The sequence below is a fragment of the Variovorax sp. P2_H12 genome, assembly GCF_056403395.1.
The window spans coordinates 1-16,350 of sequence record NZ_JBFUFO010000045.1 but is presented as its reverse complement, the minus strand read 5'-3'; the positions used below and the strand labels follow the sequence as shown (position 1 = coordinate 16,350).

Genomic DNA, 16,350 nt, shown 5'->3' with positions numbered 1-16,350 from the left:
TCCGAGATGCAAAGCGCAGCCGTCGCGCTCACCGCGCTGCCGGACTTCCCGCTGGTGGCACCGGGTGACGACCTGGCCGGCCTGATGGCCGAGAGCCTGCGGCGCGCCGCCATCGCACCGCAGCAGGCCGACGTGCTGGTGCTGGCCCAGAAGATCGTCTCGAAGGCCGAGGGTCGCTATGTCAGCCTGCGCGACATCGTGCCCTCGCGCCGGGCCATCGGCCTGGCGGCCGAGACCGGCAAGGACGCGCGCATGGTCGAGCTCATCCTCTCCGAGAGCCGCGCCGTCGTGAAGTACTGCCCCGGCGTCCTGATCGTCGAGCACCGGCTGGGCCTGGTGATGGCCAACGCCGGCATCGACCAGTCCAACATCGATCACCCCGACGGCGACGAACGCGCGCTGCTGCTGCCGGCCGACCCCGATGCCAGCTGCGAACGCCTGAAGGCGCAACTCGACGCCGCCTTCGGCGTCGCGCTCGCAGTGGTCGTCAACGACAGCTTCGGCCGACCGTGGCGCCGGGGCGTGACCGGCGTGGCGATCGGCGCCGCCGGCTTGCCCGCATTGCTGGACATGGTCGGCGCGCCCGACCTGTTCGGCCGTGCCATGCGCGTGACCGAGATCGCACTGGCCGACGAGATCGCCGCTGCCGCCTCGCTGGTCATGGGCCAGACCGACGCCGGCCGGCCCGTCGTGCACCTTCGCGGCCTGCGCTGGAGCGCGCCCGCTCGACCCGCGGCCGAACTGCTGCGCCCCAAACACCAGGACATGTTCAGATGAGCGCCTCCTTCGACCCGTCCGCGCCGCCGTCGAAGCGCGGCCGCGTGGTGGCCTTGTGCGGTGGCGTCGGCGGCGCCAAGCTCGCGCTGGGCCTGGAAGACACGCTCGACGCGGGCCGTCTGACCGTGGCCGTGAACACCGGCGACGACTTCGACTTCCTCGGCCTGCGCATCTCGCCCGACCTCGACACGGTGCTCTACACCCTGGGCGGACTCAGCGACACGACGCGCGGCTGGGGCCGCGCCGACGAGAGCTGGAACTTCATGGCGGCACTCGCGCAATGGGGCGGCGAAGCCTGGTTCTCGCTCGGCGACCGCGACCTGGCCCTGCACGTGGAGCGCACGCGCCGACTGGGTGCCGGCGAGACCCTGACCGCCATCATGGGCGACATGGCGCGCCGCGCCGGCATCCGCGCCGAGCTCCTGCCCATGAGCGACGAAGCGGTTCGCACCATCGTCCACAGCACCGAGGGCGACCTGCCCTTCCAGCACTATTTCGTCAAGCATCGCTGCGCACCGGTCGTCACCTCGATCTCCTTCGACGGCGCCGACGATGCCTCGGCCAATCCGGCGCTGACGCGCGCGCTGGCCGATCCGCACTTGAGCGCGGTGGTGATCTGCCCGTCGAACCCCTTCCTGAGCATCGATCCGATCCTCGCGGTGCCCGGGGTGCGCGCGGCACTGCGGCGCACGGCCGCGCCGATCGTCGTCGTCTCGCCGATCGTCGGCGGGCAGGCCGTGAAAGGACCGACGGCCAAGATCATGGGCGAACTCGGCCACCTCGTGAGCTCCGCCACCATCGCCGCGCACTACGCGGGCCTGATCGACGGCCTGGTGATCGACAGCAGCGACGCGGCCGACGCCGACGCGCTCGACATCCCGACGCACGTCACCCGCACGCTGATGCACGACGTCGACGACAAGCGCGCGCTGGCACGTGCGGTACTGGCTTTCGCAGACTCCCTCAGCCAGGAATCGGCCGCCGTGAGCGCGCGCCGGATCGCATGATGAACGCCCCGCTCCTGTGGGCCGTCATCCCGGTCAAGCGCTTCACGCGCGCCAAGCAACGCCTGGCACCGCTGCTGGACGCGCATGAGCGTGCCGGACTGGCGCGCGCTATGTTCGAAGACGTGCTCCAGGTGCTGGCGGGCTGTCCCTTCGTGGCCGGCACGCTGGTCGTCACGCAGGACCCCGAGGCGGCGGCGATCGCGCGCCGCGCCGGCGCCGAGGTGCTGGCCGACCCGCCCGAAGCCGGGCTCGCCGAGGCCCTGCGGCACGCGGCGCGCACCCTTTGCGCCGCGCGCTGCGCCGGCATGCTGGTGGTGCCGGCCGACCTGCCGCAGATCACCTCGGCCGACATCGAGCTGATCGCGCTCGGTCATCGGCGTTCGCCGGCCGTGACGCTGGTGGCCGCCAGCAGCGACGGCGGCACCAATGCGCTGGCCTGCTCGCCGCCCGACGCGATGCCGCTGCTCTTCGGCGAGGACAGCTTCCGGTGCCACCGCGACGCGGCGCTGGCGCTGGGCCTGGTGCCGAAGCTGTTGACCCTGCCGCGCTTCGGCCGCGACATCGACCGGCCCGACGATCTGCTCGCCTGCCTCGATGACCGGTCGAGCCTGCGCACCCACGCCTACCTGGCCGGCAGCGGCATCGCGCACCGGCTGCGCCAAACGCGTCCGCACATGCCCATCCGCACGGCGGCGCATCCGACCCACTCCACCCGAAGGGACCCGACTCCATGACCACGTCCATGCTTGCAGCCCACCACCCGATGTCGCGCGAAGAGGCCTACCAGCTGGTGGACATGGGGCTGGACCTGCTGATGCCGGCCGCCGCCGCGCGCCGCGATGCGGCGCATGGCATGGTCGTCAGCTATTCGCGCAAGGTCTTCATTCCGCTGACCCAGCTGTGCCGCGACGTCTGCCACTACTGCACCTTCGCCCACGCACCGCGCAAGGGCCAGGCGCCCTACCTGTCGATCGACAAGGTGCTGGAGATCGCCCGCGCGGGCGCGGCGGCGAATTGCAAGGAAGCGCTCTTCACGCTCGGCGACAAGCCGGAACTGCGCTACCACGCGGCGAGCGACGCCCTGGCGAAGATGGGTTACGACAGCACGCTGGCGTACCTCGAGGCGGCGGCGCGCGCGGTCTACGACGAGACCGGCCTGCTGCCGCACCTGAACCCGGGCCTGCTCGAACTCGACGACCTGCGCCGGCTGCGCCAGGTGTCGATCTCGCAAGGCATCATGCTCGAGAGCAGCTCGGAGCGGCTCTGCGAACGCGGCGGCCCGCACCACGGGTCGCCGGACAAGAAGCCGGCCGCGCGCCTGGAAACCATCCGCCTGGCCGGCGAAGCCGGCGTGCCCTTCACCACCGGCATCCTGATCGGCATCGGCGAGACGCGAACGGAGCGCATCGATGCCCTGCTGGCCCTGCGCGAGCTGCACGAGCGCTACGGCCACATCCAGGAAATCATCATCCAGAACTTCCGGCCCAAGGCGGGCACCCTGATGGTCAACGCGCCCATTCCCACGCTCGAGGACCATCTGTGGACCATCGCCGCGGCGCGCCTGATCTTCGATCCGTCGATGAACATCCAGGCGCCACCGAACCTGCGCCCGGGCGCGCTGCGCCCGCTGGTCGATGCCGGCATCAACGACTGGGGCGGCGTGTCGCCCGTCACGCCGGACCACGTGAACCCCGAGGCGCCCTGGCCGCACCTGGACGCGCTGGCCAAGGCCACGAAGGCCGCCGGCAAGGAACTGACCGAGCGTCTCGCGCTCTACCCGGCGCATGCGCGCGAGCTCGAGCGCTGGGTCGATCCGGCATTGCGCACCGCACTGCTGCATCGGCTGGACAGCGACGGCTTCCCGCGCACCGACAGCTGGTCGCCGGGCGCCCATGAAGATCCTCCCGCGGCCGATCTGCAGCTGATCGCCACCCACGCTGCCCCCCGGCCCGGCGCGGAGGTCGAACGCATCCTGGCGCGCGCCCAGGCCGGCGAGACGCTCGGCGAAGCCGAGATCGTGCGGCTCTTCCGTGCGCGCGGCGACGAGTTCACCGCCGTCTGCGCCGCTGCCGATGCCTTGCGCCGCGAGATGAACGGCGAGGTCGTGAGCTTCGTCGTCAACCGCAACATCAACTACACCAACATCTGCGCCTACCGCTGCCAGTTCTGCGCCTTCGCCAAGGGCAAGACCACCGAGGACCTGCGCGGCAAGCCCTACGACCTGCCGCTGGAGGAAATCCAGCGCCGCGTGCGCGAGGCCTGGGACCGTGGCGCCACCGAGGTCTGCATGCAGGGCGGCATCCACCCCGCCTACACCGGCGCCACCTACCTGGAGATCTGCCGGGCGGTCAAGGCCGAGGCGCCGGGCATGCACGTGCACGCCTTCTCGCCGCTCGAGGTATGGCAAGGCGCCAAGACACTGGGCCTTCCGCTGCGCGACTACCTGGTCCAACTGAAGGACGCGGGCCTCGGCACGCTGCCGGGCACGGCCGCCGAGATCCTCGACGACGAGGTCCGGCAAGTGATCTGCCACGACAAGGTCGACACCGCGCAATGGCTCGAGGTGATGCGGACCGCGCACGGGCTGGGCCTGCGCAGCACCTCGACCATCATGTTCGGCCACATGGAGAAGTTCGAACACTGGGCGCGCCACCTGCTGCACCTGCGCGCGCTGCAGATCGAAACCGGTGGCATCACCGAGTTCGTGCCGCTGCCCTTCGTGCACATGGAGTCGCCGATCTACCGCAAGGGCAAGGCGCGGCGCGGGCCGTCGTTCCGCGAGACGGTGCTGATGCATGCCGTGGGCCGGCTGGCGCTGCATCCCGTGATTCCGAACATCCAGGCCTCCTGGGTCAAGCTCGGGGCCGAAGGCGTGAAGGCCTGCCTGCGCGCCGGCGTCAACGACATGGGCGGCACGCTGATGAACGAAACCATTTCGCGCGCTGCAGGCGCCTCGCACGGCCAGGAGATGACCGCGATGGACATGGAGGCGATGCTGCGTTCGATGGGCCGCATTCCGCTGCAGCGCACCACCGCCTACGGCACGCCGCCGGCCGATGCCAAGGCCAGGGCGCGCGCCGTCACCACGCCGGTGTCGCCGGTGCGCATCGACTTCCGCAAGCGCGAGGCGACCGCCGCGACGGCCACCCACGGCAGCTGCGCGGCCTGAGCCGCAGCCCCGCACGAGCCGAGTCGGACATGGGAACGCTGGCGCATCTTCTGCAGAACAACCGGGCCTGGTCGGAGGCGCTGCTCACGGCGCGCGAGAAGGACATCGTCGAACGCGTGGCGATCCGCAACTCGTCGCCGGACTGCATGTGGGGCCAGGACTATGGAACCTGAACTCGGCATCGCCACGGTCGCCGCCGCGCTGCTCGGCAGCACGCGACTGCAATGGATGGCGCGCCGCTCGGTGCGGCGCTACCTTCCGAAGCCGGTCCCGCCGGAGCTGGTCGACCAGCTGCTCGAAGCCGCCGCCACCGCGCCGTCGGCGCACAACCGGCAGCCCTGGCGCTTCGCCATCCTGGACACCAGTCGGCACAAGATCGCACTGGCCTGCGCCATGGGCGAACAGTTGCGCCAGGACCGGCGCGGCGACCGCGATCCCAACGCCGACATCGAGGCCGATGTCGCGCGCTCCTTCGCGCGCATCACGGGCGCGGCCACGGTGATCGTCGTCTGTCTCAGCATGGAGGACATGGACGTCTATCCCGATGCCGCGCGCAATCGCAAGGAGCACCAGATGGCGGTGCAGAGCACCGCGATGGCAGGCCAGAACCTGCTGCTGACCGCCCACGCTGCCGGCCTCGGAGCCTGCTGGCTGTGCGCACCGATGTTCTGCCCCGAGACCGTCCGTGGCGCGCTCGGGCTGCCCGGCCATTGGGAGCCGCAGGGCATGGTCACGCTCGGCTACCCGGCCGATGCGGGCAAGCCTTTCGTGCGCAAGCCGATGGCCGACGTCGCGATGCGCCTGCGCGACGCGCACTGAACGCACGGCGCCTCCATTACGCTTATCTCTTCAAAAGGAAAACCCATGCTGGTCCACAACCGCTTCGCGACCCGAACGCCCTACGGCGACGATCTGCGCGCCGTCATGAGCATCGCGCGCGCGCACGAGAGCCGCGAGTGGCTGTCGCACTGGCCCGAACTCACGCGCGAGGCCACGCCGCTCTTGTCGCTGGCCGGATTGGCGCGGTCGCTGGGCGTGGCGCGGATCGACCTCAAGGACGAATCGAAGCGGGCCTCGCTCGGCAGCTTCAAGGCGCTCGGCGCGCCGATCGCGCTGGTTCGCCTGATCCAGCGCCAATGGCCGCAGAAGAATTTCACCGCGAAGGATCTGTTCCTCGGCAGGCAGGCGCGAGCGCTGCAGGACTTCACCGTGATCAGCGCCACCGACGGCAACCACGGCCGTGCGCTGGCCGCGGCGGCGCACGACATCGGCTGCCGCTGCGTGATCGTGCTGCACAAGAACGTCAGCGTCGAGCGCGAGCGCTCGATCGCCTCGCACGGCGCCACGATCGTGCGCATCGCCGGCAACTACGACGCCTCGGTCGAGGAAGCGGCGCGCCTGGCTGGCGAAAACGGCTGGTTCGTCGTTTCCGACACCTCGTACGACGGCTACGAGGAGATTCCGCGCGACGTCATGCAAGGCTACGGAACCATCCCGGCGGAGATCCTCGAACAGCGCGGCGCCGAAGCGCGCGACGGCTGCCCCTACACCCACGTGTTCCTGCAGGGCGGGGTGGGCGGCATGGCCGCGGGGGTCGCCAGCTACCTGTGGGAGCGGTACGGCGCGCGCCGGCCGACCTTCATCGTGGTCGAGCCGCAGCAGGCCGACTGCCTCTATCAAAGCGCGATCCGCGGCCAGGCCGCCAACGCCACGGGCTCGGTGGACTCGGTGATGGCCGGTCTCGCCTGCGGCGAGACCTCGCCGCTGGCGTGGCGCTTCCTGCAGCCGTCGATGGACTTCTTCCTGACCATCGAGGACGACGAGGCCATCGCAGCCATGCGCACCCTCGCGGCCGGCAACGAAGCCGACATGCCGCTGGTCAGCGGCGAGTCGGGCGTGGCCGGCCTTGCCGGCCTGACGCACCTGGTGCGCGATGCCGATCTGCGCCGCCAGACCGGCCTTGGGATCGACGCGAGCGTGCTGCTGCTGTCCACCGAAGGCGCCACCGCGCCGAGCGTCTACCAGCAGTGGGTCGGCAAGGCGCCACAGCAGGTCTGGGCAGCCGGCGAGCAGCACCGCGAGGCCGGCCGGCTGGCCAGGACCTAGCTAGCCAAGGCGCCCACGCTCCCCACTTGGCCCGGCGGCGGGCTGGCCTTCGCGGCGTCGCAGTGCCAGCGTCGCCACGACCACCGCCAGCGCCAGGCCCCACAGCGGCCAGAGCCCGAAGCGCGACACCCAGACCGCGTAGGGCGTGCGCCCGGACCGGCCTTCCACCTCCGCCTTCAGCACGCCGCGCGTGAGCCGCGGCAGTTCGTGCGTCACCCGGCCGCGATGGTCGATGACCACGGTCGCCCCGGTATTGGTGGCGCGCACCATCGGCCGCTGGAACTCCAGCGCGCGCATGCGCGAGATCGCCAGATGCTGGTCGATCGCGATCGAGTCGCCGAACCAGGCGATGTTGCTGACATTGAGCAGCACTGTGGGCGCATCGTCCACGCTGCGGAAGTTGGCACCGATCTCGTCGCCGAACAGATCCTCGTAGCAGATGTTCGGCGCGATGCGCTGGCCCTGCCAGGCAAAGGGCGCCTGCGCCAGCCCGCCGCTCGCGAAGTCGCCGAGCGGGATGTTCATCATGTCGGTGAACCAGCGGAACAGCCCCGGGATGAATTCGCCGAAGGGCACCAGGTGGTGTTTCTCGTAGCGATAGGTCGTGCCTTCGCCGGGCCGGAAGCCGATCACCGCATTGCTGTAGGAACGGCCGTCGCCGACCGGCAGGCCGACGATGGCCGCCTGGGTGCCGCTCGCGTAGCGCGCCGCGATTGCATCGAGGTAGCCCGGCGGCAGTTGAGAGGGCAGCAGGGGCAGGGCCGTCTCGGGCGTGATGACCAGCGATGCGCTCGCGTCGCGCAGCTGCTCGCCATACCACTGCAGCGCGGTCGCGATGCCGCCGCCCGGGATGAACTTCTCGTCCTGCGGGATGTTCCCCTGCAGCAGTTCGATGCCGATGCGGCCGCGCGATCGCGCGGCGTCGTCCGTCGGCGTGCCGCGTGCCAGGTCGATCAGCGCCGGCACGCAGAACAGCACCAGCGCCAGCCCGACAGGCAGCGCGAAGGCGCGCCCGCGCGCATGACGGAAGGCCAGCGGCACCAGGGTCGCGATACCGGCGGCGATCGCCCCGATGCCGTAGACGCCCACCCACGGCGCATAGACCGCCAGCGGCCCGTCGACATGCGCATAGCCGCCCGCGCCCCACGGGAAGCCCGTGAACCAGCTGCCGCGCAACAGTTCGGCCAGCGTCCACAGCGCGGCGAAGAAAGCGGCCGAGCGCAAGGGGCTCGCCGGTGCGAAGGCCACGTACAGGGCGCAGCCGAGCGCGTAGTAGAGCGAGAGCGCCGCGGCCAGCGCGAACACCGCCACCGCGGCCAGCGGTGCCGCCAGGCCGCCATAGGTGTGCATCGAGATGAAGAGCCACCAGAAGGTGCCGCAAAGCCATGCCGTGGCGAACACCCAGCCCAGGAACGCCGCGGCTCGCCATGGCCGCGGGCCGTCGACAGCGGCACGTTCGGCGGGACGCAGCGCGTCGAGCTGCCAGACCAGCGCGGCCAGCGACAGCAATTGAAGCCACCACAGCGGCTGGCCGTCCCAGGGCGCGGCGATCGAGAGCGCCTGGGCCAGCCCCGCGAACCCGAAGCCCAGCGCGCGAACCGAGGTTTTCAATCGGCCGCGTCGTCGCCGCGCGCCGGCGAGACCTTGAACCAGCGCACCGCGCCACCCTTGGTGTGCAGCACGACGAAATCGAAGGCGCCGATGGCGTAGTGTTCGCCGCGCTTGGGCACATGGCCCATCTCGTGCGCGATCAGGCCACCGATGGTGTCGAACGCCTCGCTCAGCGCCTTGTCGTCGAAGCGGATGCCGAAGGCCTCGGCCACGCGCTCGATCGGTGTGTCGCCCGAGACCCGATAGGTATGGTCCGCGAGGCCGAAGATATCGCCCTCGTCCTCGGCGATGTCGAACTCGTCCTCGATCTCGCCGACGATCTGCTCCAGCACATCCTCGATGGTGATCAGGCCCGCCACGCGGCCGAACTCGTCGATCACGATCGCCAGGTGGTTGCGGTTGCCGCGGAACTCGCGCAGCAGGTCGTTCAGCCCCTTGCTCTCGGGAACGAAGGTCGGCGGGCGCAGCAGCGCACGGATGTTCAGTCCCGGCGCGCGCTGCAGCTTGAGCAGGTCCTTCGCGAGCAGGATGCCAATGATGTTTTCCTTCTCGCCCTCAAAGACCGGAAAGCGCGAGTGGGCGGTGTCGATCACCAGGTGCAGCAAGGCGTCGTACGGCGCGTCGATGTTGACCAGGTCCATCCGCGGCGCCGCCACCATCACGTCGCCGGCGGTCATGTCGGCCATGCGCAGCACGCCTTCGAGCATGACGCGCGACTCGGCGCCGATCACGTCGTTGTCCTCGGCGTCGGCGAGGGTCTCGATCAGTTCGTCGCGGGAATCGGGCCCGGGATGGATGAATTCGGCGAGCTTCTGGAGAAAGCTGCGCTTGTCTTCGCGTTCGACGGGCGCGCGATCAGGGTGAGGGTCGGCCACTGCGGGAGGGCGGAGTTGGGGAACCGCAAGGATAACCCACCCCTGGGATCACCCACCCCCGAATCCTGCTCACTGCGTGTAGCAGGCTCCCCCTCAAGGGGGCGCCCCCGACGGCCCGGCAAAGCCGGATCCGTGGCGGCCCAGGATGGCCGGCGCGCTGCGCGGCCGGACTTCAGGGGGCGGCCATTCAGTGGTCCACCGCGTGATCGCGTGACCCGCGACGCACGAAACCGGCGCAGCCAAATGCCAGAGATACCGCGGAACCGGCTTCGCCGGGCCGCCGGTATCGCCCCCCTTGAGGGGGGAAGCGCCGCAGGCGCTTCGGGGGGTGTTTCTTTTTTCAGGCGGCGGATTTGTCTCGCGCGGCGCGGACGCCGCTGCGGATTTCCTGCAGTTCGCCCAGGAAGGACCAGAACTGCTTGGCGCGCGTCTTGAGCTGGTAGTCCACCTGCGCGAAGTGCTGCAGTGCGATCTCGCTCATGCGGCTGTCGAAGGTCGCAGCGGGCAGTTCGAGATGGGCCTCGGACTCGGAGCCACTGCGCACCACGGTGGCGCCGGCATTGCGCGCGATCTTCAGCATGGCGGCGTTTTCGCTCAGCGCATGGATGAACAGCATGCCCACGCCCTCGTTGCGCGCCACGACCACCGCGCGCTCGAACAGGCGTGCGCCATAGCCGCGCCCGCGAGCGTGCACGGACACCGAGACGCCGAACTCGGCGCAGTCCTGCTGCTGGTCGGCCGGCGCGAAAGCCAGGTGGGCCATCGCGATCAGGTCGAGCCGGCGGTTGTAGATGCCGAACAGTTCGTCGCGCTCGAAATCGAGCCCGTCGACGTAGCGTTGGATCTGCTCGTCGGAGGCCGCATAGCCGAAGCGCAGGTAGCGGTCGTGCGGGGGCAGGTCGAGCAGGTGTTGAGCGATGCGGTCGCGCTCACGCGGGCCGATCGAGCGGATCGGCACCATCACGGGATGCGGCGCGGCGGCGCGCGGTTGCGCCTCAACCATCGGCGCCTTCAGGAACGAGCCGACGCCGAGCGAGGCTATGAGGAGGGCCTTGGCGGTGAACATGCATCGAATATAAGGGTTTTCCCTAAACCTACAAGGGGACGGGGATTGCCGGGCTCACCATTCGCGGACAAATGCCCAGCCGTCGACGATCTTTCGAATCGGGTTGTTACACCGGCACTGCGGTCGTCGCCTTGACCCGATCGAGCACGAAGCTGGTCTTGCAATCCTGGACGCTGGGGTGCTTGAGCAGGGTGTTCATGATGAACCGGCTGTAGTGCGCCATGTCGGCCACCACGACGCGCAGCAGATAGTCCATCTCCCCGGTCAATGCCGCGCATTCGACGACCTCGGGCCAAGTCTGCACGCTGGCGCGAAACAAGTCCATTGGATTTCGCTTATGGCTCTCGGTGAGCTTCTCGAGCCGCACGTTGAGGTAGGCCGTGAGCCCCAAACCCACCGCCTCGGGCTTGACCAGGGCGACGTAGCGGTCGATCACCCGGCTCTCCTCCAGCCGCTTGACCCGTCGCAGCACCGCGCTGGGCGACAGGCTGACCTGTTCGGCCAATTGGTCGTAGGTGGCGCGGCCATCGGACTGCAGCGTGCGCAGAATGTGGCGATCGATCTTGTCAAGTGCATCCATACTTTGAATTTTGCATGTTTCCTGCGTGAAATGGCGAATCGAGGCCCAACAACGCCGAAATCATGAGGGCTGGCGCTTTTACAGTTCCCCATGGACGCCAGCCACCCCGCGGCGGCACACTGAATCCACCTCGCCCCCACGGAGAGCCACCATGACGAGCACCACCGACACCCCCGCCTTCACGCCCTGGGAGAACCCCATGGGCACCGACGGCTTCGAGTTCATCGAATACGCCGCACCCGATCCGGCCGCCATGGGCCGCGTCTTCGAGCAGATGGGCTTCAAGCCGATCGCCAAGCACCGCCACAAGAACGTGCTGCTCTACCGCCAGGGCACGATCAACTTCATCATCAACTCCGAGCCCGACTCCTTCGCCCAGCGCTTCGCGCGCCAGCACGGTCCGAGCATCTGCGCGATCGCCTTTCGCGTGCAGGACGCCAAGGCGGCCTACGAGCGCGCGATCGGCCTCGGCGCCTGGGGTTTCGCCCCGGGCGCCGGTCCGGGCGAGCTCAACATCCCGGCCATCAAGGGCATCGGCGACAGCCTGATCTACTTCGTCGACCGCTGGCGCGGCAAGAACGGCGCAGCGCCGGGCGACATCGGCAACATCGGCTTCTATGACGTCGATTTCGAGGCGCTGCCCGGCCTCTCGGCGGTCGAGGCGCTGGCGCCCGAAGGCCATGGCCTCACCTATATCGACCACCTGACGCACAACGTGCACCGCGGTCGCCTGAAGGAATGGGCCGACTTCTACGAACGCCTTTTCAACTTCCGCGAGATCCGCTACTTCGACATCGAAGGCCAGGTCACGGGCGTCAAGAGCAAGGCCATGACCAGCCCCTGCGGCAAGATCCGCATCCCGATCAACGAGGAAGGCAACGAAAAGGCCGGGCAGATCCAGGAGTACCTGGACAGCTACCACGGCGAAGGGATCCAGCACATCGCCATGGGATCGCGTGATCTCGCGCACTCGGTCGACGCGCTGCGCGCCTCGGGCGTGAAGCTGCTCGACACCGTCGACACCTACTACGAGCTGATCGACAAGCGCATCCCGGGCCACGGCGAGAACGTGGCCGAGCTCAAGAAGCGCAAGATCCTGGTGGATGGCAAGAAGGGCGCGCTGCTGCTGCAGATCTTCAGCGAGAACCAGCTCGGTCCGATCTTCTTCGAGTTCATCCAGCGCAAGGGCGACGACGGTTTCGGCGAAGGCAATTTCAAGGCGTTGTTCGAGAGCATCGAGCTCGACCAGATCCGCCGCGGCGTGCTCGCCGCCGCGCAGTAGGCTGCCAGGCCCGCCTTCGATCGGAGGCGATGGCCTCAGCCATCGAGCAGTGCGAGGGACTCCCGTCTGATCTGGTCGTCGAAGGCCATCTCCACATGCCCCCGCCCTGCGGCGAGCCGGTTGTCCGCGCCCGGCAGCGTGGCCACCGAGGCAGGAAAGACGATGTTGTCGCAGTTCGAATGCCAGCAGGTGAAAGGCACTTGCCGGGGGCTCGCCCGCTCGCAGTCGATCCGTTGCAGCCACTCGCCCCCCATGCGCATCTGCCGACCGTTGACGGTGCGACCGAAGCGCGCCAGCCAGGTGCCTCGGTGCGGCGTGCCGATGGTCAGGATGCGATGCACGCGCGCGCCATCGGCATTGCGCAGCCAGGCACGGGCCGCGAGCCCGCCCATGCTGTGGCAGATCAGGACCGGCGGCAGGCCTGTCGCCGCGGTCACGCGCACGATGGCGGCCTCGATGGTCTGCACATAGCGATCGATCGAACCGAAGACCGGCTCGAGGTCGACCGCCACGAAGGCGCGGTCGGCCGCGCGCAATTCGCGCAGCCACGGACTCCAGAACGCGCGATTGCCGACGAACCCATGGATCAGCACCGCCCCCCGGCGAGGCCCGTGCGGCAGATGATCGGGAATCGCGCGCCAGCGAAAGGGCTGGTACCAGCCGAACACGCGCGGCGCCGCCACGCATTCCGCCAGCCATGCCCTGAAGAATTGCCAGGTGCTCGCGCGAGGCGCGGGGTCGTGCGCGCCGACCCGATGGCTCAACGCGAACTCGAGCGCGAGGAAGGCCGCATGGGAGCAACTCAGCACCAGCAGCCCGGCGATCGCGGCCGCGGGCGACCGGTCCCACCAGAAGCCGGTCCACGCCAGTGCGAGGACCAGCCAACCGAATACCAACCACCGCTGAGCACGTGCAACCATGCACCGACTATCGCACGCGCGACAGGGCCGAACGCCACCTTGCGCCGACCCTAGGACAAGCCCGCTGGCGGCAGCCCCTCGCTCGCTCCGACAATCCGCGCCAAAGGAGACCGAATGCAGACCTCAGTGCTTCAGAACTACCCGGCCGGCGTGCCACACGAAGTCCACCCCGAACAGTACCGTTCGCTGGGCCAGCTCTTCGACGAATCGTTCAAGCGCTATGCCGAGCGGCCCTTCTCGGTCTGCATGGAGCAATGGATGTCCTATGGCGAGCTCGACACGCTGTCGAGCGCGATGGGCGTCTGGCTGCAGTCCCTCGGGCTCGAGCCCGGTGCACGCGTCGCGGTGATGCTTCCCAACGTGCCGCAGTTCGCGGTCACGATCTGCGGCGTGCTGCGCGCAGGCTACACCTGTGTCAACGTCAACCCGCTGTACACGGCGCGCGAACTCGAGCACCAGCTCACGGACTCGGGCGCCACCGCGATCGTGATCCTCGAGAACTTCGCCTCCACGCTTGAGCAGGTGATCGATCGCACCGCCATCAAGCACGTCGTCGTGACCGCGATGGGCGACCTGCTGGGCGGGCTCTACGGCGCCTGGATCACGGTGGCGGTGCGGCACCTCGCCAAGATGGTGCCGCCCTACAAGATCGCGCTGTCCGACGGCCGCACGGTCACGCCCTTCCCCAAGGCGATCGCCGCCGGCCGCGGTCGCGCGCTGGCGGCCGACCCGAGCACGCTCGACTCGATCGCCTTCCTGCAATACACCGGGGGCACCACCGGGCTCTCGAAAGGTGCGGTGCTCACGCATCGCAACATCGTGGCCGCGACGCTGCAGGCCGAGGCCTGGTTCACGCCGGCGCTCGGGCGTGCCGGCGACCTGTCCAAGGTCAACAGCATCGCCGCGTTGCCGCTGTATCACATCTTCGCCCTGACCTTGTGCCTGCTCGCGATCCGCCAGGGCTCGCATCTCACGCTGATCCCGAACCCGCGCGACACGGCCAAGTTCATCGCGGTGCTGAAGAAGCGGCCCTTCCACATGCTACCGGCCGTGAACACCCTTTTCAACGCATTGCTGGTCCACCCCGAGTTCAAGACGCTCGATTTCTCGAAGCTGTTCGTCTCGCAGGCCGGCGGCATGGCGGCCTCCGAGGGCACCGCGCGCAAATGGGCCGAAGTCACCGGCTGTCCGATGATCGAGGGCTGGGGCATGAGCGAGACCTGCGCGATCGGCACCAACAATCCGGTGACCAACACCGCCTACACGGGCAACATCGGCCTGCCCTTGCCGAGCATCGAGATCGCGATCAAGGATGACGAAGGCCGGTCGCTGCCCGCGGGCGAGGCCGGCGAACTCTGCATCAAGGGGCCGAATGTGATGGTCGGCTACTACAACCAGCCTGCCGAGACCGCGGCGGCGTTCACTGCCGATGGCTTCATGCGCACCGGCGATATCGCGGTGATGCAGGAGGATGGCTACAGCCGGATCGTGGATCGCAAGAAGGACATGATCATCGTCAGCGGCTTCAACGTCTATCCGAATGAACTCGAAAACGTGATCTCGCTGTGCCCCGGCGTGATCGAGTGCGCCGCGATCGGTGTCCCCGACGAGAAGCAGGGCGAGGCCATCAAGGTCTTCGTGGTCCGCAAGGACCCGGCGTTGACCGAGGAGTCCGTCATGCGCTACTGCCACGACCAGCTCACTGGCTACAAGCGGCCCAAGCAGATCGAATTCCGCGATGCGCTGCCCAAGACCAACGTCGGCAAGATCCTGCGGCGGCAATTGCGGCCGGGCGCGACGTCTTGAGAGCCGCCGACGGACTTCCGGCGCAGCTCCAGGTCTTCGAACGGGGCTGGCTGTCGGCCAACAACATCCTCTTCACGGGGCGTGATCAGACGGCCCTGGTCGACACCGGCTACGTGACCCACTCGGCGCAGACCGTGGCGCTGATCGAGAGCGCGCTGGGCGGGCGACCCCTCGACGACCTGCTGAACACACACCTGCACAGCGACCACTGCGGCGGCAACGCGGCTCTGCAGCGACGCTATCCGGCGGTCCGCTGCCTGATCCCGCCCGGGGAGGCCGCGTCGGTGCAGCGCTGGGACGAGGACGCCTTGAGTTTTCGCGCGACCGGCCAGTGCTGCGACCGCTTCCGCTTCGACGGCCTGCTCGAACCCGGGCAGCAGATGCAGCTGGGCGACCTCGCCTGGGAAATTCATGCCGCCAAGGGCCATGATCCGCACTCGGTCATCCTCTTCGAACCGGCATCGAAGACCCTGATCTCCGCCGATGCGCTCTGGGAGAACGGCTTCGGAGTGGTGTTTCCCGAACTGCTCGGCGAAGCGTCGTTCGAAGAGGTCGCCGCGACGCTGGACCTGATCGAGTCGCTCGGGCCGCTGCACGTGATTCCCGGGCACGGGAGCGTCTTTCATGACGCGCCGGGCGCCCTGCGAAAGGCCCGCAGCAGGCTCGACGACTTTGCGCGCGACCCGGTCAAGCATGCGCGGCATGCGCTCAAGGTCTTGTTGAAGTTCAAGCTGCTCGAACTGCAGTCCGTCGGCCAGGCCGAATGGAACGTGTGGCTCGCGCAGACCCCCTATTTCGAGACGATCCGGGCGCGCTTTTTTGGCGCGCTCACACTGAATCCGCTAATGGCAGGCGTTGTGGATGAGCTCATCGCGGTCGGAGCTGCATCGGTAGAGGATTCGAGAATTCTGAATCGCTGAATCGCTGAATCGCTGAATCGCTGAATCGCTGAATCGCTGAATCGCTGAATCGCTGAATCGTCGATTTGATCGTCAGAAAGCGAAACGCAAAAAGCCCAGCCTTTTGAGGGGCTGGGCTATTTGGGGCTGTAAGAGCCTGACGATGACCTACTTTCACACGGGAACCCGCACTATCATCGGCGCTGAGGCGTTTCACTGTCCTGTTCGGGATGGGAAGGAGTGGGACCACCT

General features: G+C 68.5%; 15 protein-coding genes and 1 rRNA gene. 10 read left to right on the top strand and 6 right to left on the bottom strand.

Going from position 1 to position 16,350, the window contains the following annotated elements; translation table 11 throughout:
* Nucleotides 1-6: 6 nt before the first annotated feature.
* The 7 genes from cofE to AC1DYK_RS29085 are packed head-to-tail and all read left to right on the top strand — an operon-like array spanning nucleotide 7 to nucleotide 7,059.
* Nucleotides 7-777, top strand: a complete 771-nt coding sequence (cofE, locus tag AC1DYK_RS29115) for a coenzyme F420-0:L-glutamate ligase (RefSeq protein ID WP_478169466.1) — start codon at nucleotides 7-9, stop codon at nucleotides 775-777.
* Nucleotides 774-1,784 (top strand): 2-phospho-L-lactate transferase, encoded by a 1,011-nt coding sequence (gene cofD / locus AC1DYK_RS29110; RefSeq protein WP_478169465.1) that lies wholly within the window; start codon nucleotides 774-776, stop codon nucleotides 1,782-1,784. Before cofE ends, cofD begins: the two co-directional genes overlap by 4 nt.
* Nucleotides 1,784-2,518: a 2-phospho-L-lactate guanylyltransferase gene (gene cofC, locus AC1DYK_RS29105; RefSeq protein WP_478169464.1), complete on the top strand. Its 735-nt coding sequence runs from the start codon at nucleotides 1,784-1,786 to the stop codon at nucleotides 2,516-2,518. The genes cofD and cofC overlap by 1 nt, the downstream gene beginning before the upstream one ends.
* Complete coding sequence (gene cofH, locus AC1DYK_RS29100) at nucleotides 2,515-4,953, top strand: 5-amino-6-(D-ribitylamino)uracil--L-tyrosine 4-hydroxyphenyl transferase CofH (protein WP_478169463.1); 2,439 nt, start codon at nucleotides 2,515-2,517, stop codon at nucleotides 4,951-4,953. The genes cofC and cofH overlap by 4 nt, the downstream gene beginning before the upstream one ends.
* Nucleotides 4,954-4,982: 29 nt before the next feature.
* Complete coding sequence (locus AC1DYK_RS29095; RefSeq protein ID WP_478169462.1) at nucleotides 4,983-5,126, top strand: hypothetical protein; 144 nt, start codon at nucleotides 4,983-4,985, stop codon at nucleotides 5,124-5,126.
* The gene (locus tag AC1DYK_RS29090; protein WP_478169461.1) at nucleotides 5,116-5,772 is read left to right on the top strand and encodes a nitroreductase family protein; all 657 of its coding nucleotides are present in this window, start codon (nucleotides 5,116-5,118) and stop codon (nucleotides 5,770-5,772) included. The genes AC1DYK_RS29095 and AC1DYK_RS29090 overlap by 11 nt, the downstream gene beginning before the upstream one ends.
* Nucleotides 5,773-5,817: 45 nt before the next feature.
* Nucleotides 5,818-7,059: a diaminopropionate ammonia-lyase gene (locus AC1DYK_RS29085; protein ID WP_478169460.1), complete on the top strand. Its 1,242-nt coding sequence runs from the start codon at nucleotides 5,818-5,820 to the stop codon at nucleotides 7,057-7,059.
* Here the strand turns inward: AC1DYK_RS29085 and lnt are convergent, their stop codons facing one another.
* From lnt to AC1DYK_RS29065, 4 genes are all read right to left on the bottom strand, one after another.
* Complete coding sequence (gene lnt / locus AC1DYK_RS29080; protein WP_478169459.1) at nucleotides 7,060-8,670, bottom strand: apolipoprotein N-acyltransferase; 1,611 nt, start codon at nucleotides 8,668-8,670, stop codon at nucleotides 7,060-7,062.
* The gene (locus tag AC1DYK_RS29075) at nucleotides 8,667-9,545 is read right to left on the bottom strand and encodes an HlyC/CorC family transporter (protein WP_478093947.1); all 879 of its coding nucleotides are present in this window, start codon (nucleotides 9,543-9,545) and stop codon (nucleotides 8,667-8,669) included. Before AC1DYK_RS29075 ends, lnt begins: the two co-directional genes overlap by 4 nt.
* A gap of 340 nt (nucleotides 9,546-9,885) precedes the next feature.
* Nucleotides 9,886-10,611, bottom strand: a complete 726-nt coding sequence (locus AC1DYK_RS29070; RefSeq protein ID WP_478169458.1) for an N-acetyltransferase family protein — start codon at nucleotides 10,609-10,611, stop codon at nucleotides 9,886-9,888.
* A 106-nt stretch (nucleotides 10,612-10,717) separates the two neighbouring features.
* A complete protein-coding gene (locus AC1DYK_RS29065; RefSeq protein WP_478169457.1) occupies nucleotides 10,718-11,191 on the bottom strand; it encodes an Lrp/AsnC family transcriptional regulator in 474 nt (157 codons plus the stop codon).
* 151 nt (nucleotides 11,192-11,342) lie between these two features.
* Between AC1DYK_RS29065 and hppD the strand changes: the two genes are divergently transcribed.
* Nucleotides 11,343-12,473 carry a 4-hydroxyphenylpyruvate dioxygenase gene (hppD, locus tag AC1DYK_RS29060; RefSeq protein ID WP_478169456.1) on the top strand — a complete coding sequence of 377 codons (1,131 nt, stop codon included), beginning with the start codon at nucleotides 11,343-11,345 and terminating at the stop codon, nucleotides 12,471-12,473.
* Nucleotides 12,474-12,508: 35 nt separating this feature from the next.
* Here hppD and AC1DYK_RS29055 read toward each other — a convergent pair whose 3' ends face one another.
* Nucleotides 12,509-13,393 (bottom strand): esterase/lipase family protein, encoded by an 885-nt coding sequence (locus AC1DYK_RS29055; protein ID WP_478169455.1) that lies wholly within the window; start codon nucleotides 13,391-13,393, stop codon nucleotides 12,509-12,511.
* Nucleotides 13,394-13,507: 114 nt separating this feature from the next.
* Between AC1DYK_RS29055 and AC1DYK_RS29050 the strand changes: the two genes are divergently transcribed.
* Nucleotides 13,508-15,199, top strand: coding sequence for an AMP-binding protein (locus AC1DYK_RS29050; protein ID WP_478169454.1), 1,692 nt, complete (start codon nucleotides 13,508-13,510; stop codon nucleotides 15,197-15,199).
* Nucleotides 15,196-16,119 (top strand): MBL fold metallo-hydrolase, encoded by a 924-nt coding sequence (locus AC1DYK_RS29045; protein ID WP_478169453.1) that lies wholly within the window; start codon nucleotides 15,196-15,198, stop codon nucleotides 16,117-16,119. The genes AC1DYK_RS29050 and AC1DYK_RS29045 overlap by 4 nt, the downstream gene beginning before the upstream one ends.
* A 134-nt stretch (nucleotides 16,120-16,253) precedes the next feature.
* Here AC1DYK_RS29045 and rrf read toward each other — a convergent pair.
* Nucleotides 16,254-16,350, bottom strand: a 5S ribosomal RNA gene (rrf, locus tag AC1DYK_RS29040); the annotation flags it as partial.